The sequence below is a fragment of the Nocardia gipuzkoensis genome (assembly GCF_021183645.1).
Taxonomy (GTDB): Bacteria; Actinomycetota; Actinomycetes; order Mycobacteriales; family Mycobacteriaceae; genus Nocardia; species Nocardia abscessus.
This window is the reverse complement of the sequence record NZ_CP089225.1, coordinates 654,982-676,850: the sequence shown is the minus strand read 5'-3', so window position 1 is coordinate 676,850 and position 21,869 is coordinate 654,982. Positions and strand designations below refer to the sequence as shown.

The 21,869-nt window shown below is 67.8% G+C and carries 21 protein-coding genes; 9 read left to right on the top strand and 12 right to left on the bottom strand.

The genetic code is table 11. The annotated features are described in order from the left end of the window. The first annotated feature begins 4 nt into the window (after positions 1 to 4). Positions 5 to 3,016, top strand: a complete 3,012-nt coding sequence (locus LTT66_RS03125) for a bifunctional [glutamine synthetase] adenylyltransferase/[glutamine synthetase]-adenylyl-L-tyrosine phosphorylase (protein ID WP_233063626.1) — start codon at positions 5 to 7, stop codon at positions 3,014 to 3,016. A gap of 43 nt (positions 3,017 to 3,059) precedes the next feature. On the opposite strand, the gene LTT66_RS03120 is transcribed toward LTT66_RS03125, so the two are convergent. Then, positions 3,060 to 3,395, bottom strand: a complete 336-nt coding sequence (locus LTT66_RS03120) for a winged helix-turn-helix transcriptional regulator (protein ID WP_195065261.1) — start codon at positions 3,393 to 3,395, stop codon at positions 3,060 to 3,062. A 116-nt stretch (positions 3,396 to 3,511) separates the two neighbouring features. On the opposite strand from LTT66_RS03120, the gene LTT66_RS03115 reads away from it, so the two are divergent. Both LTT66_RS03115 and LTT66_RS03110 read left to right on the top strand, forming a co-directional pair. Continuing rightward, the gene (locus LTT66_RS03115) at positions 3,512 to 3,838 is read left to right on the top strand and encodes a YciI family protein (RefSeq protein WP_043689051.1); all 327 of its coding nucleotides are present in this window, start codon (positions 3,512 to 3,514) and stop codon (positions 3,836 to 3,838) included. A 2-nt stretch (positions 3,839 to 3,840) separates the two neighbouring features. Next, positions 3,841 to 4,488 carry a cysteine hydrolase gene (locus tag LTT66_RS03110; protein WP_233068975.1) on the top strand — a complete coding sequence of 216 codons (648 nt, stop codon included), beginning with the start codon at positions 3,841 to 3,843 and terminating at the stop codon, positions 4,486 to 4,488. Positions 4,489 to 4,607: 119 nt separating this feature from the next. On the opposite strand, the gene LTT66_RS03105 is transcribed toward LTT66_RS03110, so the two are convergent. Beyond that, positions 4,608 to 5,009, bottom strand: coding sequence for a hypothetical protein (locus tag LTT66_RS03105; protein WP_233063624.1), 402 nt, complete (start codon positions 5,007 to 5,009; stop codon positions 4,608 to 4,610). Positions 5,010 to 5,121: 112 nt separating this feature from the next. On the opposite strand from LTT66_RS03105, the gene LTT66_RS03100 reads away from it, so the two are divergent. Beyond that, positions 5,122 to 6,066, top strand: a complete 945-nt coding sequence (locus LTT66_RS03100) for an endonuclease/exonuclease/phosphatase family protein (RefSeq protein WP_233063622.1) — start codon at positions 5,122 to 5,124, stop codon at positions 6,064 to 6,066. A 109-nt stretch (positions 6,067 to 6,175) separates the two neighbouring features. After that, complete coding sequence (locus LTT66_RS03095; protein WP_233063620.1) at positions 6,176 to 6,616, top strand: hypothetical protein; 441 nt, start codon at positions 6,176 to 6,178, stop codon at positions 6,614 to 6,616. Between the two features lie 64 nt (positions 6,617 to 6,680). Here the strand turns inward: LTT66_RS03095 and LTT66_RS37325 are convergent, their stop codons facing one another. The 3 genes from LTT66_RS37325 to LTT66_RS03085 all read right to left on the bottom strand — a co-directional run bounded on the left by LTT66_RS37325 (position 6,681) and on the right by LTT66_RS03085 (position 9,947). Further along, entirely contained in the window at positions 6,681 to 7,193 is a 513-nt protein-coding gene (locus tag LTT66_RS37325; protein WP_408638738.1) for a DUF3558 family protein, read from the bottom strand. Then, positions 7,190 to 9,337 carry a TPR repeat region-containing protein gene (locus LTT66_RS03090; RefSeq protein ID WP_233063618.1) on the bottom strand — a complete coding sequence of 716 codons (2,148 nt, stop codon included), beginning with the start codon at positions 9,335 to 9,337 and terminating at the stop codon, positions 7,190 to 7,192. Before LTT66_RS03090 ends, LTT66_RS37325 begins: the two co-directional genes overlap by 4 nt. 310 nt (positions 9,338 to 9,647) lie before the next feature. Then, on the bottom strand, positions 9,648 to 9,947 hold the full coding sequence (locus LTT66_RS03085) for a hypothetical protein (protein WP_233063615.1): 300 nt from the start codon (positions 9,945 to 9,947) through the stop codon (positions 9,648 to 9,650). Positions 9,948 to 10,344: 397 nt separating this feature from the next. Here LTT66_RS03085 and LTT66_RS03080 point away from each other — a divergent pair, with 397 nt between their 5' ends. Continuing rightward, positions 10,345 to 11,784: a neutral zinc metallopeptidase gene (locus LTT66_RS03080; RefSeq protein ID WP_233063613.1), complete on the top strand. Its 1,440-nt coding sequence runs from the start codon at positions 10,345 to 10,347 to the stop codon at positions 11,782 to 11,784. A 6-nt stretch (positions 11,785 to 11,790) separates the two neighbouring features. On the opposite strand, the gene LTT66_RS03075 is transcribed toward LTT66_RS03080, so the two are convergent. From LTT66_RS03075 to LTT66_RS03060, 4 genes are read right to left on the bottom strand one after another with little or no spacing between them, the layout of a single operon-like run. Further along, positions 11,791 to 12,243: a 6,7-dimethyl-8-ribityllumazine synthase gene (locus tag LTT66_RS03075; protein ID WP_043722355.1), complete on the bottom strand. Its 453-nt coding sequence runs from the start codon at positions 12,241 to 12,243 to the stop codon at positions 11,791 to 11,793. A 9-nt stretch (positions 12,244 to 12,252) separates the two neighbouring features. After that, positions 12,253 to 13,140 carry an alpha/beta hydrolase gene (locus LTT66_RS03070; RefSeq protein WP_233063612.1) on the bottom strand — a complete coding sequence of 296 codons (888 nt, stop codon included), beginning with the start codon at positions 13,138 to 13,140 and terminating at the stop codon, positions 12,253 to 12,255. Further along, a complete protein-coding gene (locus LTT66_RS03065) occupies positions 13,137 to 14,507 on the bottom strand; it encodes a M20 family peptidase (protein ID WP_233063611.1) in 1,371 nt (456 codons plus the stop codon). The genes LTT66_RS03070 and LTT66_RS03065 overlap by 4 nt, the downstream gene beginning before the upstream one ends. Beyond that, positions 14,504 to 16,171: a CocE/NonD family hydrolase gene (locus LTT66_RS03060; protein WP_233063610.1), complete on the bottom strand. Its 1,668-nt coding sequence runs from the start codon at positions 16,169 to 16,171 to the stop codon at positions 14,504 to 14,506. The genes LTT66_RS03065 and LTT66_RS03060 overlap by 4 nt, the downstream gene beginning before the upstream one ends. Positions 16,172 to 16,772: 601 nt before the next feature. Here LTT66_RS03060 and LTT66_RS03055 point away from each other — a divergent pair. Both LTT66_RS03055 and LTT66_RS03050 read left to right on the top strand, forming a co-directional pair. Continuing rightward, complete coding sequence (locus tag LTT66_RS03055; protein ID WP_233063609.1) at positions 16,773 to 17,216, top strand: TY-Chap domain-containing protein; 444 nt, start codon at positions 16,773 to 16,775, stop codon at positions 17,214 to 17,216. A gap of 62 nt (positions 17,217 to 17,278) precedes the next feature. Next, a complete protein-coding gene (locus LTT66_RS03050) occupies positions 17,279 to 18,013 on the top strand; it encodes a DUF4191 domain-containing protein (RefSeq protein WP_043689086.1) in 735 nt (244 codons plus the stop codon). A 66-nt stretch (positions 18,014 to 18,079) separates the two neighbouring features. On the opposite strand, the gene LTT66_RS03045 is transcribed toward LTT66_RS03050, so the two are convergent. Next, positions 18,080 to 18,451, bottom strand: coding sequence for a YrdB family protein (locus tag LTT66_RS03045; protein ID WP_233063608.1), 372 nt, complete (start codon positions 18,449 to 18,451; stop codon positions 18,080 to 18,082). A gap of 53 nt (positions 18,452 to 18,504) precedes the next feature. Beyond that, positions 18,505 to 18,960: an RDD family protein gene (locus tag LTT66_RS03040; RefSeq protein ID WP_181720566.1), complete on the bottom strand. Its 456-nt coding sequence runs from the start codon at positions 18,958 to 18,960 to the stop codon at positions 18,505 to 18,507. Positions 18,961 to 19,211: 251 nt separating this feature from the next. Here LTT66_RS03040 and glnA point away from each other — a divergent pair, with 251 nt between their 5' ends. Beyond that, positions 19,212 to 20,648, top strand: a complete 1,437-nt coding sequence (glnA, locus tag LTT66_RS03035; protein ID WP_043689092.1) for a type I glutamate--ammonia ligase — start codon at positions 19,212 to 19,214, stop codon at positions 20,646 to 20,648. 153 nt (positions 20,649 to 20,801) lie between these two features. Here the strand turns inward: glnA and LTT66_RS03030 are convergent, their stop codons facing one another. Beyond that, entirely contained in the window at positions 20,802 to 21,827 is a 1,026-nt protein-coding gene (locus LTT66_RS03030) for a hypothetical protein (protein WP_233063607.1), read from the bottom strand. Positions 21,828 to 21,869: the final 42 nt, after the last annotated feature.

The window sequence follows — 21,869 nt, the reverse complement described above, 5'->3', positions numbered from 1 at the left end:
AACCATGGTCCGGCCACCGTCTGCGCGCTCCGCCGTCCCTGGTGTCGGCCGGCTCGGGTTGCTCGAGCCGTCCGCTGCCGCGTCGCTGCGCGACCTGGGCTGGGACAACGTCGAGAGCATCCCCGTGCTGTGGGCGCTGTCCCGCGCACCGGACGCCGACCTGGCGCTGAGCACCCTCATGCGGCTGCGCGAGAGCATCGGAAATGGTTGGGACGCCATCGATTCGGCGATCCGCACGGATACGTCGCTGCGTGGCAGGCTGTTCGCGCTGCTCGGCTCGTCCAGCGCGCTGGGTGATCACCTCGTCGCCGAGCCGTCGGCCTGGGAGGTCCTGCGGCGCAAGGAGTTGCCCGATCGCGACGAGCTGATCGCCGATCTGCTCGCGGTGGTCGAGGCGGAACCCGAGCAGGGGCCGAACGCGGCGCCGCTGCTGTTCCGTGCCGGGATCTCCGGCCCCGAAGTGGTGGCGTCGCTGCGCAGGCGGTACCGGGACCAATTGATGCTGCTGGCCGCGCTGGATCTGGCGGCCACCGTGGAGAACGAGCCCGTGCTGCCCTACCAGGTGGTCGGCAGGCAGCTCACCGACCTGGCCGACGCCGCCCTGACCGCGGCGCTGGCGGTCGCCGTGGCGCGGGTCTGCAAGGACGCCCCGGTATCGGTGCGGCTGGGCGTGCTCGCGATGGGCAAGTGCGGCGCGCGCGAGCTGAACTACGTCAGCGACGTCGACGTGGTCTTCGTCGCCGAACCGGCCGACGCCACCGCCACGCGCCTGGCCGCGGAGATGATGAGCGTGGCGAGCCAGGCGTTCTTCGAAGTCGACGCGGCGCTGCGGCCGGAGGGCAAAGCCGGGGCGCTGGTGCGGACGCTGGATTCACACGTCGCCTACTACAAGCGGTGGGCACGGACCTGGGAGTTCCAGGCGCTGTTGAAGAACCGCCCGGCGACCGGTGATCTCGCGCTCGGCGAGCAGTACCGCGCCGCGCTGATGCCGATGGTCTGGCAGGCGTCGGAACGTCCCGACTTCGTGGCCGACGTCCAGGCGATGCGCCGGCGGGTGGAGGATCTGGTACCCGCCGACCTGCGCGAGCGTGAGCTCAAACTCGGGCACGGCAGTCTGCGCGATGTCGAATTCGCCGTGCAGCTACTGCAATTGGTGCACGGGCGGGTGGACGAGACGTTGCACGTGCAGGGCACGGTCGAGGCGCTGACCGCGCTGGCCGCGGGCGGGTACGTCGGTCGCGACGACGCGGCCAATCTCACGGCGTCGTACGAATTCCTGCGGTTGCTGGAACACCGGCTCCAGCTACAGCGGCTACGCCGCACCCATACGCTGCCCGCCGCCGACGACGAGGAAGGCATGCGGTGGCTGGCCCGTGCCGCGCACATCCGGCCCGACGGCAGACAGGACGCGGTCGGTGTGCTCAGCAGCGAGATCCGCCGGAACGCGGTACGAGTGCGGCGATTGCACGCGAAGTTGTTCTACCGGCCGCTGCTGGAATCGGTGGCGCGCCTGGACTCCGACGCGTTGCGGCTGAGCCCCGAGGCCGCGATCCGGCAGCTGGCCGCGCTGGGCTACGCGGCGCCGGAGCACGCGCTCGGTCATCTGAAGGCGCTGACCGGCGGCGTGTCCCGCAAAGGCCGCATTCAAGCCCTGCTGCTGCCGACGCTGCTCGAATGGCTCAGCGACACACCGAATCCCGATGCGGGACTGCTGGCCTACCGCCGGGTGTCGGAGGGGCTCGCCGACCAGATCTGGTTCCTGCGCGAACTGCGCGACGAGGGAGCCATCGCGCAGCGGCTCATGATCGTGCTCGGCTCCTCGGCGTATCTGCCCGATCTGCTGATCAACGCGCCCGAGACCATCCGGATGTACGCCGACGGACCCGGCGGCCCGCTGCTGCTGGGCCCGCAGCCCGACGAGGTGGCCCGCGGCATCCTCACCGCCGCCGCCCGCTACGATGACCCGAAACGCGCTGTGGCCGCGGCTCGTTCGTTGCGCAGGCACGAGCTGGCCCGGGTGGCGTCGGCCGATCTGCTCGGCATGCTCGAGGTGCCCCAGGTGTGCCGGGCGCTGTCGTCGGTGTGGGTCGCGGTACTCGAAGCGTCGTTGCTGGCGGTGATCCGGGCGAGCGAGGCGGAGCGGGGTGCGCCCGCGCCCGCCGACATCGCGGTGATCGGCATGGGCCGGCTCGGCGGCATGGAACTCGGCTACGGCTCCGACGCGGACGTGCTGTTCGTCTGCGCCCCGCGGCCGGGCGAGGACGAGACCAAGGCCGTGAAATGGGCCACCGGGGTGGCCGACCGGGTGCAGCAGCTGCTCGGAGCGCCGAGCACCGACCCGCCGCTGCACGTGGACGCCGGGCTGCGCCCAGAGGGGCGCAACGGCCCGCTGGTGCGCACGCTGGGCGCCTACGCCGCGTACTACGAGCAGTGGGCACAACCCTGGGAGGTGCAGGCGTTGCTGCGCGCTCATCAGGTGGCCGGTGACGAGGCGCTCGGGGTGCGCTTTCTGCACGTCATCGACAAGGTGCGGTACCCGGAGGGCGGTGTGTCGGCCGAATCGGTGCGCGAGATCCGGCGGATCAAGGCCAGGGTGGACGCGGAGCGGCTGCCCCGCGGCGCGGATCCGGCCACGCACACCAAGCTCGGGCGCGGCGGCCTGGCCGACATCGAGTGGACCGTCCAGCTGATGCAGCTGCGCCACGCCCACGAGGTGCCCGGCCTGCACAACACCTCCACGCTGCAAGCGCTGGACGTGATCGAGCAGACCGAGCTGCTGGACGCCCACGACGTGACGCTGCTGCGGGACGCGTGGCTGACCGCCACCAACGCGCGCAATGCCCTGGTTCTGGTGCGCGGCAAGCCGAGCGACCAGCTCCCGGGCCCCGGGCGCCTCTTGTCCGCCGTCGCGCGCGTCGCGGGATGGCCCAACGACGACGGCAGCGAATTCCTCGACCACTACATGCGCGTCACGCGGCGCGCCAAAGCTGTCGTCGAGCGAGTCTTCGGCGCGTGACGGTTCCGCGCGCACCGGGTCCCACATCGCCGCACGGCCGGACTCACGATCCGAGGGCGAGGCCGGTGCGGGCCGCCCGCTGTTCACCCCAGTCGTAGAGCGCGGTGAGGACGGGGACGAGGGTGCGGCCTTCGTCGGTCAGGGTGTACTCGACCTGCGGAGGCACCGTGTCGAAGACGGTGCGGCGGACCAGGCCGTCGGATTCCAGTTCGCGCAGTTGCTGGACCAGCATCTTCTCGCTGGTGGTCGGCATCCGCCTGCGCAGCTCGCCGTAGCGGTGCACGCCCTCCTTGAGGTGGGCCAGGATCACCGGCTTCCACTTGCCGCCGATCAGGTCGACGGTCACTTCCACGGCGCACTGGTAGCGCTTGTCGGGCACGCGGTGGACCTCCTGGCTACCTACTCACCGAAAAGTGCGTTCTTGTAACACTGTAATCATCACGATTCCATGGATGCCGTTCAAATCGACAACCGCAACCATGGAGCGAAACAGCAATGAAGGTCATCGTTTTCGACCGATTCAAGCCCGGCGTCACCCTGGAGACGATCAACCCGTACCTGCCCGAGGAGGTCGCCAACGTGTGGCGGCTGTGGAAGGCGGGCATCGTCCGGGAGAACTACGCCCGGGCCGACGAGCCCGGCGTGGTCATCGTGTTCGAGGTCGACAGCGTCGAGGAGGCACAGAAGTACGTCGCCGACTTCCCGCTCACCAAGGCCGGGTACCTGGAGTGGACGTACGTCCCGGTGCAGGCGCCGTTGCCGCTGGAAGCGCTGATGGACCCGGCCGTCGATGTCGCCGAGCCCTACGACCGGACCGCGTGAGCATGCGACACGCGTTCGGCCTGAGCATCCCGCAGACCGTATCCGAGGCCTGCGATCCCGCGCGGATGGCGCTGCTCATCTACGACATGCAGGTCGGCATCGTGCGGCAGATCCCGGAGGGTGAGCAGATCGTCCGCGCGTGCGTGCGGTTGCGCGACGCCGCGCGGGCCGGTGGTTTCCGGGTGTTCTATACCCGGCACATGTCGCTGCCGGTCGCGGCCTCGGGTGTCGCGCAGCTGCGCACCGCGATGTCCTGGCAGCGGGTGGACGACCCAGCCGCCCTGCGCTCCAGCTTTCCGCAGGGCTCACCGCAGTTCCAGTTGGCGCCCGAATTGACGCCCGGACCGGACGAGGTGGTGTTCGACAAGATCACCATGTCGGCGTTCGCGTCGACGCCGCTGGACTTCGCCCTCCGCGACAGCGGCATCGACACCTACGCCGTCGCGGGCATCGCCATGGAAGTGGGCATCGAGCCGACGGTCCGGCACAGCCTGGATCTGGGCTATCTGCCGATCATCGTCCCCGACGCCTGCGGAGCGGGCCACCCGGAAGCCGCCGAAAGGTCCTACGCCACGCTCGAATTCGCGGGAGGATCACTGACCACCGACACGGCCGAACTGAGCGATCTGATGAGTCGCCGCGCACCGTGACGCACGCGACGCGATCCATCCGGTGTCCCTCGGCCGGGCCGCTATCGCGCGGAAGGTCGAATCTCCTGCGCCGGTACTCCGCCGCACCCGCATCGCGCCGACGACCGGGCCGGTGATGCTCAGGAGGGCCGCGACCCGCGCGGGGTAGCGGTCCTCCCACCGCAGCCTCGCAGTCGGAACATGCGCTTGCCGATCCCGTCTGGGGCATCCGCCGCGCGTGCCGCCGACCGAGTGCTCGGAGTATCGGTCAACGCTTGGAAGCGGTCGACGAACTGGCGTATGGCCAGCCGGTCTTCGTCACCGAGCCCGTTGGCGGCGGTGACGGTGACCATGGTGCCGGAGTCGATCCGCAGGATGTCCCAGGCCACCGGCAGAACGGGCGCGTGCACGCTGCGCCCGTTACTGCTGATCGTGATGGACGAACGAGATACGCCCGGAACGAAGGCCAGGTCTTCGGCGACCTCGGCTGTGAGCGGCCCCTTCGCCGGGAATTCCTCGACGTACATCCTCGACCTCGTCACGTCGCCGACAGTAGTGAGCCAGTGTAGACGTGGGGCGGATCTCACTCGAGCCACACAGAACCCACACCTGCGCTCCACCGCGTCTTCGAAGACATTGCCTAGGCTCGACCGCATGCGTGAATGGATGGGCCGGGCATTGCTCGGTGTGGGGTGGTGCGCTGTCGCTGTGGGCGCCGTCGGGATCGTGCTGCATTTCGGCGCGTGGCAGCAGCGCTGGCTGGTGTTGCTCGCCTCGGGGGCGTCGTACCTGATGATCGGCGCGATCGCCGGCGTGGTGCTGCTGCTGATCGCGCGCGGGTGGCGCAGCGCGGCCGTCGCCGGGGTGCTGGCCGTGGCGGTGTTGTGGACGCTGGTTCCCGTGTTCGTGCCGGAGAGCCGGGCCGCGAGCGGTCCGCGGTTGACCGTCATGCAGTCGAATCTGCTGTTCGGCGGCGCCGATCCGGCCGCCGTGGTGCGCGCGGTGCGGGACAACCACGTCGACGTGCTGACCGTCGACGAACTGACCGAGGCCGCGGTCGAGCGGCTGGCGGGCGCGGGCCTGCTCGGCGAACTGCCCCATCGCTACACCGAGCCGACCCGCGACGGCGGTGGCGGCACCGGCATCTACAGCCGGTACCCGCTGCGTGACACCAGGAAGTACGACGGCTACATCCTGCACAACATCTCCGCGACGATGGATCACCCGGAACGCGGACCGATCACCGTCTTCGCGTTCCATCCGGTCCCGCCGCCGTTCGACTTCCCCGCCTGGACCGCGGAAATGCGCAAGACCCGCGAAATCCTCGACGCGCACCAGGGCTCCGCTATCGTGGGCGCCGACTTCAACGCGACCCGCGACCACACCGCCTACCGCGATCTGCTGCGTGGCCGCTTCGCCTCGGCCGCCGACCAAACCGGGGCCGGTCTGCTGCCCACTTACCCGGAAGACCGCAGTTGGGGCCCGGTGATCGGCATCGACCACATCCTGCTGGCGGACGCCACCGCCGAAGACCTGCACAGCCTCACCGTCCCCGGCTCCGACCACCGAGCCCTCATCGCCCGAATCCGGCTCCACTGAACGGCGCTCCGCTATGATGCGCAGGTTCCGGTGTTGCCGATACCGCAGCGTCCATGGGTTACCGCTCAGCGCTGGGCCTGCCGGGTACCGAAAGAGGGGAGCCCGCAGAGTGAGTGATATCGAGCGACTGCTTCTCCGTCTGTCGGCCTATCTGAGCGAGGACTTCTCGATAGACAGTGCCCGCGAGGTCCGGCGCCGGCTCGACGCCGTTCGCAATCGCGTTCCCTTCCCGCCGCCGGACACCATCGAGCAGACGCCGTTACGAAACCTGTTCGACTACCTCGAGCTGAAGAGCCACGATGCCGTCCTGGGCCGCACCGAATGGCTTCACGGCGAGCTGGCGGAGATCGATCGAGAACTGTTGGGGGCATTGGCCGAAACTCAGCGCGGTGGCCTGACCGAGCACGACATCGAAGAGATCGACAACCTCTTATGGGAGCTACGCGACCGTATCGACACTTTCGGGCCGATGGACGACGGCCGCTGGCCGCTGCAATGCCTCATCGCCTACGTGGATGCGGAGATCAAGCGCTCCCTGGAAACGAACTGAACGCCTGGGCTGCTCATCATCTGACAGGTCCCTGCGGAAGGCCGGACTGCCACGCCGTGCCGGTTCAGACTCCCGGTGGGAGTAGTGGTACGAGTTCCTCTGCCAGTGCTGTCAGGGTTGTGCACGGATCGAGCGCGACATCGTGAGACAGGTAGAGCGACAGTATTCCGCCTGTCATTTCGACCCTCAGCACACAGAATCGTTGCTCCTGCGGTAGGGATTGGATTTTCGCGGAGCGCCCCGCAATACGGATCGTTTGGAATGTGTGGGGGGCCGTGCGGCCGACCTCGCTGAGCGGTGCGTTGCTTACTCCCACGGCGAGGTGATACTTCGGGCTCTGGTAGAAGCATCCCAGAGAGACGTAGTCCTCGATGCGGTTATCGGTGCTCTCTGGGTTGCTGCCGAACTGGTGTCTATCTAGGAATGGTTGCGGCATTTGGCGGCAGGGATTGAATATATTGTCGAACATATAGGCGGTCGATGTGGTGTCGACAGGGGCGGATTTGTCCCGTGTGCAACCGCTCAATGCCGCACAGAGCAGGACGCAGATTATCGCTACCCGTGACGGTTTCCTCATTTCTTCGCCGGTTCCACAGGGGGCTGTCCTGTCATGTAGTACGTCATGTCTCCAGGTTTTCGCGCCATGCCGGAGAGAATTTCGAAGGAATGCGCGTTCACGTAAGAGCGAGTGAAATCCAGCAGGTTGCGGTCGTCGAGGAACCGGTTGAGCGTCGGCTGCAGCGAGGGGGCCATGAAGGGGGCGACGTCGAGCGGTTTGCCGTCCGGGCCGACGAATTCCGGTGGCAGCTGTCCGCTGGCGTGCAGTGTGGTGAACAGTTGCTGGATAATCTGCTGGTTCGCTTCGGCGGTTGCCTGAGACCGGTCGGGATATGTGGGATATTCCTTCTCTGGTTCGGGGTTGAACTTCTCCATAGCGGCGTTGTAGCCCTCTTCCTTGGCGACTTCGAGCACTTGGTTGCCGATCACGCTTACTGGTGTCCGGCCGGGAAGTTCAAGGTTGTCCAAGGTCAGGGATTTGACGATGTCGCCGACCTTCTGGCGCATCTCGTACGTGTCCTGCTTGGCGCTGAAATCGTCGTCGGCGGTCTTTTCCAGCTGGTAGGTGAGCGCGTTCAAGGACGCATTGGTGGTCCGCGCGTCCAGCGTCGCGAGTTCGGGTGCGTGGATGTTCAGCCACTTTTGCGGGTCGCCGCCACCTTCGGTGATCGCCCGGTCCAGCATCTCGGCTTCGTAGGCCTGCCGGGCGAATTCCAGATTGAACCTGCCGGTCTCGGACTGGCTGCCCAGGAACAGCAAACGGTCGGCGTCTGTCCTGTCGAGGATGACATTGGCCTGGTCGCCTGGAGTCAGCGGATCGTCGTGGATCTCGGTCCTATCCGCATTGGGGTTCAGATAGGTTTCCATGTTCGTAGCCAGAACATGCGAAAGCCCGTCCGCCAGCTTCGGATTGGTGACGAACGCCTTCGCGTTGTCCTCGAAAACCGTGCCGTCCTCGCCAGCCTTCAACTTCGGTCGTCCGGAATCATCAAGCTCTTCCGGTGCGAAGATGTTCGGCAGCTCCGCCAGCGCACGCTTGGCCAGCAGTCCTTCCTGTCCCGGCTTGTCGGTTCCATCGGCGATCCATTCGTACAGCCCCGCAGCGGTTTTGCCGTCGTCGTCCCACTCGTGGGAGAAGACGGTCGAGGTGAATTTCTGCGGGTCGAACTCCTGCGGGTTGTACAGGTTGTCCGTGGCGCCGAAGGACAGGTCGCCGGGGATGTCCTGGCCGGTGTTCGGATCTTTGCCGGTCAGCAGGGCGTAGCTGGATTCGTTGTTGCGGGTGCTCGTTTCCAGGAACTGCCGGCTGGCTGCCTCGACCTTGTCCAGGTCGCCCTTGTCGAAGCCGGGCGGATAGCCGTGCCAATCCTTCTCGCCGGCTTCGACGTATTCGGCGAGGCTGGCGCTCTGTCTGCCCAGTTCGATGCCGAGAGTCCGGCCGGGTTCGTATCCGGGATTGGCTTGGGTCAGCAGTTCGGCGAATGCGGCCTGCTGAAGCATCTGCTCCTTGACGGGGCGTTGTCCGTCGATCACCATGTCGTCGCGTTCTTCGTAGCGCCCGGACACCAGTTCCCGTACGCCGGGCGGGAGGTCAGCGTAGGAGCCGCGTCGCGTGCCGGAGCCGATCTTCTCGTTCGACACGACCATGAGCGAGTTGGCCAGGTTGTCGCGCTTCATCGCCGCGACGGGATCACCGGCCTGTTCCCGCTCCAGCAGTCGCTGGTTCAGCGCGAGGATGCCGTCCTTGCCCGCTTCCTGGTACAGCGCCTTGTAGTAGTCCTGCACGCTGGCCGGGACGGTGCTGATCTCCTCGCCCGCGGCGAGGCGGCGCAGTTCGTCCGGACTCAGCACGTGCTCGGGCATGTCGGAGGCGATCTGGTCGATGGCCGCGGTATCGCCGTTGCGCGCCGCGTCCGCGAGCGCCTTGCCGTCCTGCTTGCCGAACCGGGCTGCCTGGTTGTCGGCGTCGGCGACGTCGAGGCTGGAGCCGAGGAGGTCGCCGCCCGATCGGATCTCGAGCGCTTGGTCGCCGATCTGCTTCGCCAAATCCTCGACGGCGTCGCGGAACGGGGAGAACGCACCGTTGATCGCATCTTGATGGGTGCGGATCACCTCGGGGTCGACGCCTTCTTTGTCGAGCACCTTCCAGGTGTCGTCCACCATGAGCTGTGCGGCGCGCGCGTCGTTCAGCTTCGCCAGCAGCGTGTCCCGGAACCCGGCTACCGCACCGACTCCTCGCGTCAGGATCTCGATCAGCTCGTCGATCTCGTACCCGAGCTTCTTACCCTGATCGTGGTCCTGGCCGACCCGGTTGTAGGCGGCGTCGTAGGCGACACCCTGCCAGTCGTGCCGGACCTCGTCGAAGTGCTTGCGCGCGCTGTCGAGCTGCTCCGTCAGCGTGGATCGGGATTCGGCGAGTTTGCCCGTCCATGTGTTCAGCGCCCCGAGATCCCAGCGCTCGACGTCGCCGGGGCTAAGCATGGTGCACGTCCATGGCGTGCATCATCTGGGCGAACTGCTGATCGCTGGTCTGCAGATTGCCTGCCGCGTCCTTGGACTTGTTCGCCACCTCGCGCAGCCGCTCGGCGACACGCAGGTACGCGCCCTCGACGAACTCGGCGGCCAGTTCGATCGCTCGCGGGATATCCGACCCTGGCGCGGCCGCTTGCAGGCCCGCCGCAGAGGTTCGTACATCGATGCTGTCGATAGTGTTGCCCGCGGCGAGCAGTTTGTCCGCCATCGCACGGATTTGGTCCACATCGGCTTGCAGCAACTCCGCCCCCTCCTCCTCGAAACTGGCGACGAATTTAGCATGACGACGGTCGACCGTTCGCGCCGCTGAACGTCGCCGACGCGGCCTTACAGGTGGACACGGTCGCCTTGCGAGCGGCTTTACCGCCCGGGACGGTCAGCGGCAGCGGAAAGGGGCGGAGGAGCCGGTCCGGGCCGAGATCCACTTCGGGGGATCGGCAGCGGAGGTCTGTATGGCATTCAGCCGCAAGTTTTTTCGTATGCGGCGTTCAACCACAGCGGGGCGCGGCCTCGGTTTCCGCACGCGGGCGCGCTGTTTCGCGACAACTGCGTGGTGATTGATGCGCGCGACCGATTTACCGCGATTACGATATGAGCGCTCGGCGGGCCCGAGACGCGGTACTCGGGGAGGCGGGTCGATGGCGAAGAAGAAGCGATTCGGTGTGGTGGCCGTGCTCGCGGTGGTGGCGATGGTGCTGGCCGGATGCGCGCAGGGCACGAACGGTCGTCCGGCGCAGCAGGTCTCGCCGCCTGCCGACACCTGGGAGCTGGCCGGATCGATGACGGCTTCCGGCCCGAACGGTCCGCGCAAGGGCGTGCCGGACGCGCCGCTCACGGCGGACAACGGCGACGGCGGCGCGATCGACAAGCTGGCCCTGAATGCCGTCGCCGACGTCCAGGAGTTCTGGACCGCCCGGTACCCCGAGTACTTTCCCGGCACCTTCAAGCCGGTGACCAGGTACATCTCCTGGGATGCGAAGGCGCCCAAGACGCAATCGGTCAAGTTCTGCAAGTCCGACACCTACCAGGTGGTGAATGCCGCCTACTGCGGTGGCGACCACACCATCGGCTGGGATCGCGGCGTGCTGCTGCCGAAATTGGTACAGAAGTACGGCGAGATGGCGGTGGTGATGGTGCTGGCCCACGAGTACGGCCACGCCATTCAGGGGCAGGCGAAGCTGGCCGGTTTCCTGACTCCGCCGCTGGTGCAGGAACAGCAGGCCGACTGCCTCGCCGGTGTCTTCCTGCGCCATGCGGCGGAGGGGGATTCGGCGCACTTCACGCTCAACACCACCGACGGCCTCAACGCCGTGCTCGGCGCCACGGTGGCCGTCCGTGACCAGGATCCGAACGATCCGGACAACGTGCACGGGTCGGCCTTCGAACGGGTGACCGCGGTGCAGATCGGTTACACCGACGGCGCGGACGGCTGCAAGAAGATCTCCAGGAAGGAGATCGCCCAGCGCCGCGGCAACCTGCCCACCACCTTCGAACCCGGTGAGGAGCAGGCGCAACTGCCGGTGGACGCGGCCGCGCTGACCAGCCTGAGCAAGGCGCTGGCCGAGATCTTCCCGATCGCGCGGCCGCCGCAGTTCGATTATTCCGGGGTGGGCCGCAGCTGCTCGGAGGTCACGCTCACCCGGCCGGTGTCGTACTGCCCGAGCGCGAACCGGATCGGCACCGATGTCCCTGCCCTGGCCCGCCGTGGCGGACCGATGGCGGGGGAGGACCCGCTCTCGGCGGTCGTGGACGGCGACTACAACGCGTTCGTCGTCTTCGTGTCGCGGTACGTGCTCGCCGTGCAACAGGATCGCAAGCTGTCGCTGACCGGTGCCGAGACGGCGGGCCTGCGCACCGCCTGCCTCAGCGGCGCGGTGACCACGAAGCTGAGCGAGCCGGGCAGCGATCCGCACCTGTCCGCGGGTGACCTGGACGAAGCGGTCTCCGGCCTGCTCGCCGACGGGCTGGCGGCCGCGGACGTGAACGGCAAGGTCGTGGCAAGCGGCTACCAGCGGTTGGAGGCGTTCCGCACCGGCGTTCTGGACGGCGAGAGCGCCTGCCTGGCCAAGTTCCGGTAGCCGGACCTACACCGGCAGCGATCGCAACGAGCTGAGCGTGCTTGCCAGCGCGCGGGCCGCTTCGGCGCCTTTGGTCACGAAGTGCTCGGTGAAATACGTGACGTGCTCGCTGTGCTCGTGGAAGTGATGCGGGGTGAGCACGACCGAGAAGACCGGCACGTCGGTGTCCAACTGGACCCGCATCAGCCCGTCGATCACCGCCGAGGCCACGAAGTCGTGCCGGTAGATGCCGCCGTCCACCACCAGCGCGGACGCGACGATCGCCGCGTACCGGCCGGAGTGCGCGAGCCGCTTGGCGTGCAGCGGGATCTCGAAGGCGCCAGGCACCTCGTAGACGTCGATCGTGGCGGGATCGAAGCCGAGGTCGGCGTATTCGGTGCGGAAACCCTCGTACGCCTTGCCGACGATCGAGCTGTGCCAGCTGGCACGGATGAACGCGATGGATCCGGTATTGCTCATGCCGGGATACTACGGTTCGGTAAGGTGCGCTTCCAGCCAGCCGACAACATCATCGAGCACCTTCTGTTGCTCGGGCTCGTTGAACACCTCGTGGTAGAGGCCCTCGTAGCGGATCACGGTGAGGTCCTCGGACCCGGCGCCCCGCTCGATGAGATCGGAGCTGGACGGCGCGGCGATCGAGTCGGCGGTGCCGTGCAGCACCAGCAGCGGCACGGTGAGCCGCGCCAGCCGCTGCTTGACCGTGTTCGTCGCGTTCAGCATCTCGGCGCCGGTGCGGGCGGGCAGCATGCCCCGGTAGACCAGCGGATCGTTGTCGTAGGCCGCGACCACCGCGGGGTCGCGGCTGATCTGCGACGAATCCAGCTTCAGCACACCGAGATTCGGAGTGAACCTGCTCAGCACCGGCGCGAGCATGCGCTGCACCGGATTGCCCACCGGGATGTCCAGCGGCGGCGCGGACAGCACGACGCCCGCGACATCGATCGGCGCGCGGGTGGCCAGATACAGCGTGATCAGGCTGCCCATCGAGTGCGCGAGCACGAAGCGCGGCACGCCCGGCTGCTCACGGCTCGCGATGGCCAGCATGGCGGCGACGTTGTCGGCGGCGCCCTCCATGGAACCGATGTTGGCCTTGCCGCCCGCGGACTTCCCGTGCCCGATGTGGTCGAGCGCGTAGACCGCGAAACCGGCGGCGACCAGGCGCTGCCCGACGTGGGTGTAACGGCCGGAATGCTCGGCCACGCCGTGCACCAGGACGATCACGCCCCGCGCGGCGCCATCGGGCAGCCACGCGCGCCAGGCGACCCCGCTGCCGATGCCGTCGAACTCGCCGGTCTCGGTGCGGATCGTGGGCGGCTCGGCGGGCGCGGTGTCGCCCGCCTTCGGCTCGGTCGTCATGCCTCGGCTCCTGCCGTCGATGGCGCGCCGACCGTCGCGAAATGCTCGATCAGCCGCCGGTTGAACTCGATGAGTCGAGCGTAGTTGACCCGGGAGAGGCGTTCGTCGGTTCCGTGGATCGAGGCCAGGTCGCGCTCGTCCAGCACGATCGGCGCGAAATTGCAGCGGGTGGCCGCCAGGTCGTCGTAGTGCCTGGAATCGGTCGCGCCGGGAACGATGCCGGTGGTCACCGCGATGCCGGGGGCGACGGCGCGGGCGAGCTCGGCGATCAACTCGAAAGTGGGGCCGGGTCCGGTGATCTTCGACGGTTCCGACGACATGCCGACCAGCTCGAATTCGATCCCCTTGTCGCGCACCACTTTCCGGCAGTGCGCCAGCACCGAGGAAACCGTGTCACCCGGCAGGATGCGGAAGTTCACCATCGCCTCCGCCCGCTGGGGCAGTACGTTGGCCCGCACGCCGCCGCGGATCACCGTCGGCGCCGTGGTGGTGCGCACCATCGCCTCGGTCTGCGGCTGGGTCGCCATCACCCGGGTGATCGCCGGTCCCGCGATGCGCGCGAGACCGAGCAGGTGCCGCCGCGGTCCCGGCATGACCTCGCGCAACCTGGCCAGCATGTCGGCGATCACGGGGGTCAGGCGCAGCGGCATCGGATGGTCCTGGATGCGGCCCACCGCCCGCGCGATCCGGCCGACCGCCGTCTGCTTGCCCGGCATGGACGAATGGCCGCCCACCTCGGTCACCGACAGCCGGACCGTCGCGTAGCCCTTCTCGCCGAGCATGATCGTGGCCACCGGCTGCCGCACCCCGTCGACGATCCCCGAGGTGATCACCCCGCCCTCGTCCAGCAGCAGATCCGCGTGCACGCCCGCCTGCCGCAGATGCGCGGCCATCCGCTCGGCGCCCTCGCCGCCGAAGACCTCCTCGTCGTGCCCGAAGGCCAGGTACACGGTGTGCCGGGGCCGCAGGCCCGCGGCGAGCGCCGACTCGACCGCCTCCAGGATGGCCAGCACGCGGCTCTTGTCATCGATCGCGCCACGGCCCCAGACGAATTCGTCGTCCACCACCCCCGCGAACGGCGGATGGGTCCAGCGCTGTGGGTCGTCCACGGGCACCACGTCCTGGTGCGCGAGCAGGATCGCGGCCACTCGGTCCGGTTCGGCGCCCGGCCAGCGGTAGAGCCGGCTGTGCGCGAACTGCTGTAGCTCGAGTTCGGCGTGCACGCGGGGGAAGGACGCCCGCAGGTGCGCGTCGAGGCGGTCGAACGCGTCGGTGTCGGCGTCGCGCGGGTCGTCGGTGGACACGGTCGCACACCGCAGCGCGGCGGCGAGGCGCTCGGCGGTCAGGTCGTCGACCGGGTCCGTCATCGGTCACCGGTGCGGTCGGGCAGATTCATGGGCACCGTTGCATTGTTCAGCACACTCGGATCGAGGGCGATCGTCTTCTCGTTTCGCCACTTCACGATGCCTTCGGTGAGCCCGCCCGGCAACTCGGGACGACGTGTCGCGATCAGCAGCGGCAGCTCGACGCTCGCCGCCGTCACCGTCACGGGAGCGAAGGCCGGTGCGTGCGACCACACGTCGTCGACCACGTCGGTGACCCGCACACCGATCCGGTGGCCGGCCGCGATCGGCCAGTCCTGCGCGAGCAACCGGACCTCGGCGGTGTCGCGGACGGGGGCGATGCCTCGGGTGATCACGGTCGCGCGCAGGTCGGGTGCGATGTCGTAGAGCTCGACGGCGACCGTCGCGCTCGCCGGGCCGCTCAGCCGGAGGGTGGCCGTCGGGATGCCGGACAGGTGCTGGTCCTGGGCAAGCGGCGCGGAGACCGACCAGATTTCGCGGTCCGGCCCGGGGACGAGGCCACGGTCGGTGTAGTCGCCGGGTCGCAGCGCCACCGAGAACCGCTGGGCGTCGGCGGGCGGCCACGTGGTCTCCGCGCGCCAGCGGCCGTCGAACTGGCCGACGGTGATCCGCGGGCCGGGGATCCGCACGTCCCGGCCCGCGACGTGCTTGTCGAAGAACGCGAGCAGCTCGGTATCGAAGTGCGGTGTGCCGCACTTGTCGTGGCAGGTGCGGTGCCCCCACTGGCCGAACCAGGCCCGGTGGTCGCCGGGCCCGAGGCCGTTCCACAGGTCGAACACCCGGTAGGCCCGGGTGTTGTAGTCCACGAAGCCCTGACCGAGGAACAGCGGAATCGTGTTGCCGCGCAGTCTCGCCACCAGGTCGCGGTCGCGCCAGAAGGCGGTGTCCGCGTCGTGATCGCCGATCTCGGCCAGGTACTGCTGATAGCACGGCCACGGCAGCTGCGTCGCGTTCGCCTGGTATTCGCCGGAGTCCTCCGGACGCGGCGGGGTCGAGGCGATGAGCAGATGCTCCAGCCCCGCGAAATCGGCGGGGCGCACACCGCTCTCGGTGATCGGCTTGCCGGAGAACTTCCACGAGACGCCCTGCATGTACAGGTAGGAGTACGGGTCGACGACCGGCTCGAACGCGCCCACCGCGGCGAGGCCCTTCGGTGCGGTGGCCAAACCCATCAGGCCGGTCCAGGCTTCGTACGAGGTGCCGAACAGCCCCACCTTGCCGGTGGACCACGGCTGGCTCGCCGCCCACTCCACGGCCGCGGTGACGTCCGCGCGCTCCCCGGGCCCGCCGAAGTCCGGGCAGCCGTTGGAGCCGCCGAATCCGCGCAGGTCTACGACGACGTAGGTGTAGCCCGCGTTCAGGAACAGCTCGGCGGTGAGGTTGTCGGTGGACGGGCCGCCGGTGAGGCGCGGCTCGCTCAGGTACGCCAGGTGCGCGCGGTACGGGCTGACGGTGAGAACGACGGGCGTCCGGGTGTCGTCGGAGACACCGGCCGGGCGCAGGATGTCCGCGTGCAGCCGGGTGCCGTCCTTGCCGTCGATGTACGCCTGTTTCCACTGGTAGGGCACCGGCAGCGGTTCGGCGACCGCGGTCACCGGGGTGATCGCGGCCAGCAGCAACAGCAGGCCGCACAGGGCGCGCGACAAGACGGCTCGTTCGGTCACCATAGGACTATCGAGTGTGCCCGGACGGCCGTCCAGCCCCCGGAACCGGGGTGGTCGCCCAATCTCCGGGCGCACACTGTCTGGTGTTCATCCGGCCAGACCGGCATCGGCGCTATGCCGGAGCGCGATTCCGGGTCCGCCGACGCGTGGCGACGATCAGACGGGCATCCCGAAACGATCGGCGTCGGCGCACCAGCATCGGCACGGACTTCCTCGAGCGGAGACGAAAGCCATCCTGCGATTCGAAGCGCGAACTCAGACTTACCGCGCGCTCACTCGGCCTTCGACCTTCGGCATGCCGGTTCTCGAGAGGAAGTGGCCGGAATCCCGGCGGGATTCGCGCAATTCACGCACGCCGCGACGCCGTGCCATCCTAGGAAATGCATCCGCGTATCGCTTCGGCGACGAAGACGAGTCAGGGACTGCTCAGGAAGGGCTTACCGGGCCGAGACGCCGCAGGTCGGGGCGGTGCTGCACGGATGAGACGGCGGATATGGACAATGGCTATGACCCGGGCCGAACTGGACGGCGGCGCAATAAATTTCGTCTGGTGTCCCGGGCCCGTCGGCGTATGATCAGGCCAGTGCCGATACCCGGGGGAAGAATGAGCGAGTCGGCGACCGCGGACTGGGAACGGTTCGTGCAAGCGCTGGCGCACTGTCTTTCGGAGCTGCCCTCCCGGGCGACTCTCATCATCGCCGCACCCGGAAATCGCTATGTCCAATTTGTCCAATACGACATCAAATTGTCCGCTGAACTGGCGGGGAACCATTACCTGAGCAACCCGATCCCGGAGGCCGCCGCGCAGGAGTTGCGGACACTGGGCTGGCACGAGCCCGCGGTGCGGCGCGACGCGGACAACTGGACCAGGACCCTCTTCTGGCCCATCGCGCCCAACAGTCTGGTCGAGTTCGCGCGCTCGGTGGCCGTCGGCCTGCGCGACGCCCTCGGTGTGGCCGCGCCGGTCGAGTTGCGCGCGATGGGCTGGACCGAGGCGTCGGGTGACCTGGATCTCACCGCGCTCGGCCCGATCGCCCGCCGCGGGTAGCGCCGCCGTCGGCCGCTGTCCCACGGCATAGCCGCGACTACCTGGGCACTATTCTGAGAGACATGGCAGCAGGCAAGCCCACCAAGGAAGCGAAGGCCGCGGCGAAAGCGGCCCGCAAGCAGCAGTCGAGAGAGCGCCGCAAACAGCTCTGGCAGGCGTTCCAGATGCAGCGCAAGGAAGACAAGCTGCTGCTGCCACTGATGATCGGCGCGTTGGTCGGCATCACCGCCGTCTTCGTCGTGATCGGCTTGATCTTCGGGCTGACCTTGTTCCTCGTCCCGCTGGGCGTGGTGCTCGGCGCGCTGGTGGCGTTCATCATCTTCGGACGGCGGGTGCAGAAGAGCGTCTACCGCAAGGCCGAGGGTCAGGCGGGCGCCGCGGCCTGGGTGCTGGACAACCTCCAGGGCAAGTGGCGGGTGAGCAACGGCATCGCCGCGACTACCCAGTTGGACGCGGTGCATCGGGTGATCGGCCTGCCCGGCGTGGTGCTGGTCGCCGAAGGCTCCCCTCAGCGGGTCAAGTCGCTGCTCGCCCAGGAGAAGAAGCGCACGGCCCGGTTGATCGGTGACACCCCGATCTACGACGTCGTCATCGGCAACGACGAAGGCCAGGTTCCGCTCAAGGACCTGCAGCGCTACCTCACGAAGCTGCCGCGCAACATCGACACCAAGCGGATCGACCTCATCGAAGGCCGGTTGGCCGCACTCAGCGCGCGCGGTGGGCCCGCCCTGCCGAAGGGGCCGATGCCCGCAGGCGCGAAGATGCGCGGCGTGCAGCGGACCATCCGCCGCCGCTGACCCGCTCCTCGCACGTGCACCAGCTACCGGCGCGCCGCTCGACGGCGCGCGTGTCCGGATGCCGCGTCACTTGCGGGTGAGCAGCCAGACGACCCGGTCGTAGGCGAGCGCGTGATAGACGATCACCAGCACCGCGAGCGCCGAACCCCAGTGCGGCAGGCCGGCCGACTGCAGCGCGAGCGCCCCGCCGCCGAGGACCGAGAGCTCGATCACCAGGCGCGCCGAGCCGGATACGGCGACCCTGGGCTGCCCGTTACGGCTGGGGTCGCCGGGCACCGAGAAAGCGCCCCACACGACTGCCGCGATCACCGGCAGCGCCACCACCAGCAGAAACTTCCACGGCCCTTCGAACGCGCGCCAGCTGAAGACACCGAAGGAAGCGACAGCAACGAGCTCGAGCAGAAAACGGACGACGAGCATCACCGGATTCAACGACACCGGCGCAGCCTAGTGGTGTGACCCGGCGGCCGACGGGCTCGATGCCGGGCGGCTCAGCGCGAATGCACCAGTGCGGTGCCGGTCGCACGATCGTGCATTCCGCGGCCGTCGGCGTCGGTGAACAGCGCGGGCACCACGAACAACAGCAGTACCTGTCTGGCCAGCGCGCGGACGAAGCCGACCGGTACCGGCGCGTCGATGCGGACCGTCCGCAGCCGCAGGAAGTACTGCCCCGGGGTGAAGCCGAACAGGGTCACCGCGCCGACGCCGATGACGAACCAGATCAGCAGCGTCAGGCTCGACGCCGACGTGCTCCGCGCGATGAGCGCCGCGATGCCGAGCGCGATCATCCAGTCCACGAACAGGGCGGCGATCCGGCGGCCCATGCCGGCCAGCGAGCCCGCTCCGGTGTTCGGGAGGCCGAGGTGCTCACCGGGGAACTCGGGAGTTGCCGGGCCGCCGGAGTCGGCCGGGGGTCCGGAGAGCCAGGAGCCGGTGATGCGTGCCATGCACCCAGAATAGGCGGGCCCGTACCGGCGTCCCGTACCGCATAAGCGGAGTTCAGCGTCGGCGCGCGCCGCGGCGGGGGCAGGACTACCATGCAATTCGAGTCCGGGTGGTCAGTACCACGCGGCCTGACGCACGTGTAACACCGGCGAAACACATCCTTGACTACAGGGAAACACGGCATCCATAGCGTCTGGTCGCGACGAACCCATGCAAGCGACACTGGCTGGGAACCGATCCGTAAGGAGAACAAGTGACGTTCAGCACGGCCGACGAGGTCATCAAATTCATCGCTGACGAGGACATCGAGTACGTCGACATCCGGTTCAGCGACCTGCCCGGTGTGCAGCAGCACTTCTCGATCCCCGGGAAGGCTTTCACCACCGACCTCGCCGAGGAAGGGCTAGCGTTCGACGGCTCCTCCGTTCGTGGGTTCCAGTCCATCGACGAGTCGGACATGCTGCTGCTGCCCGACTTCTCCACCGCGCGCGTGGACCCGTTCCGCGCCGCCAAGACGCTGAACCTGAACTTCTTCGTGCACGACCCGTTCACCCGGGAGGCCTACAGCCGCGACCCGCGCAACATCGCGCGCAAGGCGGAGGAGTACCTGCGCTCCACCGGTATCGCCGACACCGCGTACTTCGGCGCCGAGGCGGAGTTCTACATCTTCGACTCGATCCGCTACGACTCGGCCATGAACGGCGCCTTCTACGAGATCGAATCGGTCTCGGGCTCCTGGAACACCGGTGCCGAGTTCAACCCGGACGGCACTCTGAACCGTGGTTACAAGGTGCGCAACAAGGGCGGTTACTTCCCCGTCGCGCCGTACGACCACTACGTCGACCTGCGCGACAAGATCGCGACCAACCTGCAGAACGCGGGCTTCGAGCTCGAGCGCGGCCACCACGAGGTCGGCACCGCCGGTCAGGCCGAGATCAACTACCGGTTCAACACCCTGCTCGGTGCGGCCGACGACCTGCAGCTGTTCAAGTACATCGTGAAGAACACCGCGTGGGCCGAGGGCAAGACCGTCACCTTCATGCCGAAGCCGCTCTTCGGTGACAACGGCTCGGGCATGCACGCCCACCAGTCGCTGTGGAAGGACGGCAAGCCGCTGTTCCACGACGAGGCCGGCTACGGTGGCCTGTCCGATATCGCCCGCCACTACATCGGCGGCATCCTGCACCACGCGCCCTCGCTGCTGGCGTTCACCAACCCGACCGTGAACTCCTACCACCGTCTGGTGCCGGGCTACGAGGCCCCCATCAACCTGGTGTACTCGCAGCGCAACCGCTCCGCCGCGGTCCGCATCCCGGTCACCGGCAACAACCCGAAGGCCAAGCGCATCGAGTTCCGCGCGCCGGACTCCTCGGGCAACCCGTACCTGGCCTTCGCCGCCATGCTGATGGCCGGCCTGGACGGCATCAAGAAGAAGATCGAGCCGCTGGCCCCCGTCGACAAGGACCTCTACGAGCTCCCGCCGGAGGAGGCCAAGAACATCCCGCAGGCCCCCACCAGCCTGGCGTCGGTGATCGACCGCCTCGAGCAGGACCACGACTACCTCACCGAGGGCAACGTCTTCACCCCCGACCTCATCGAGACCTGGATCGACATCAAGCGCACCCAGGAAATCGCCCCGGTGAACCTGCGGCCGCACCCGTACGAGTTCGAGCTGTACTTCGACGTGTAAGTCGCTACCGGCTCTGCCTCGCGGGGAGGACCCGACTCGGGTTCTCCGTCCGCGGTGGGTTTCGTCGAGTCCGCCCGCTTCGCGATCACTTCGTGAAGCGGGCGGACTCGTCTGCGTTCGGGAGCGGGTCGGATCGCTCGGATTACCGACAAACTATGCGGTGCCCCAGGTCGGTGTGCCGTAGACGTTGAGTTTGTCGATGCCGTGGTCGGCGGAGAAACCGAGCCCGATCGCCGAGTAGCGCCAGGTGGCTCCACAGCATTCCGCTGCCTCGGCGAGGGCGTTGACCGCACGGGTGCTGCCGTGGTGCCGGGACGCGAGTTCCGACACGAGTGGAGTGAAATCCTCGTCTCGCCGTGCGCTCAAGTGGAGCCCGAAGCCAGAGCCACCCGCACCGCGTGAGCAGCAGACGAAGAAGTTGTGTCGGTGGAGTTCGGCGGGGTCGACTCCATGCCGAACCAATTCGGACAGTACTTCCCACGCCTGATGTCCGAAGTTGCGGACCAGTTTCATCGGCGCGGCGACATCGGTGTACCGAGTCTTCAGGTAGACCTTGTGATTCACCTCGCCCCGCGCGTCCACCTCGATCGCGGCAGCAATGGGGGTGATGATTCTGTCTTCGTCAGGTACTGACGCTAGTCCGGCGAACCCGGGCCATTCGGTGCACAACCGGTTCATCGCTCCCGGCACGATCTGCAGACCGCCGTACACCTTCAAACGGGCGGCATGTTGTGGTGCCGCGGGATGATGGACTATCCCTATCCAGGTGGCGGAGCGGTCCCGTGTGGAGACTTTGGCAGGATCGGGATACAGCGTCGCGACGAAGGATTGCAGCATGGCCGCTACCTTCTCGTCTGCATTCGGCAACCACGCGACGAGATCACGGATCGCGGTAAGTTGAGCGGCGACGCGGGATCCGAACACCATCTCTTGCGTCGCGGTCTCGGTGACATACCGGATCGCCGACGTGAATCTCCCTTTGCCGCCGCTCACACTGGCTTCGAACGGGGTGCCGGAGATCGTCAGCGTGCTGGCTCGCTGACCGTCCGGCCCCTTGGCGTCCAGCTGTCCGCCACAGGCGCGTGCCATCATGGCGCGGATGGGCGCGGGGTCACACCGCAGCATCAACCGCTCGGCCACGTCCACCAAAAATTCTCCGGCAGCTTCCGTCGTATCCATCTCGACCGACACTCGATTCCTCCGCATCTCGTTCCTGGCGGT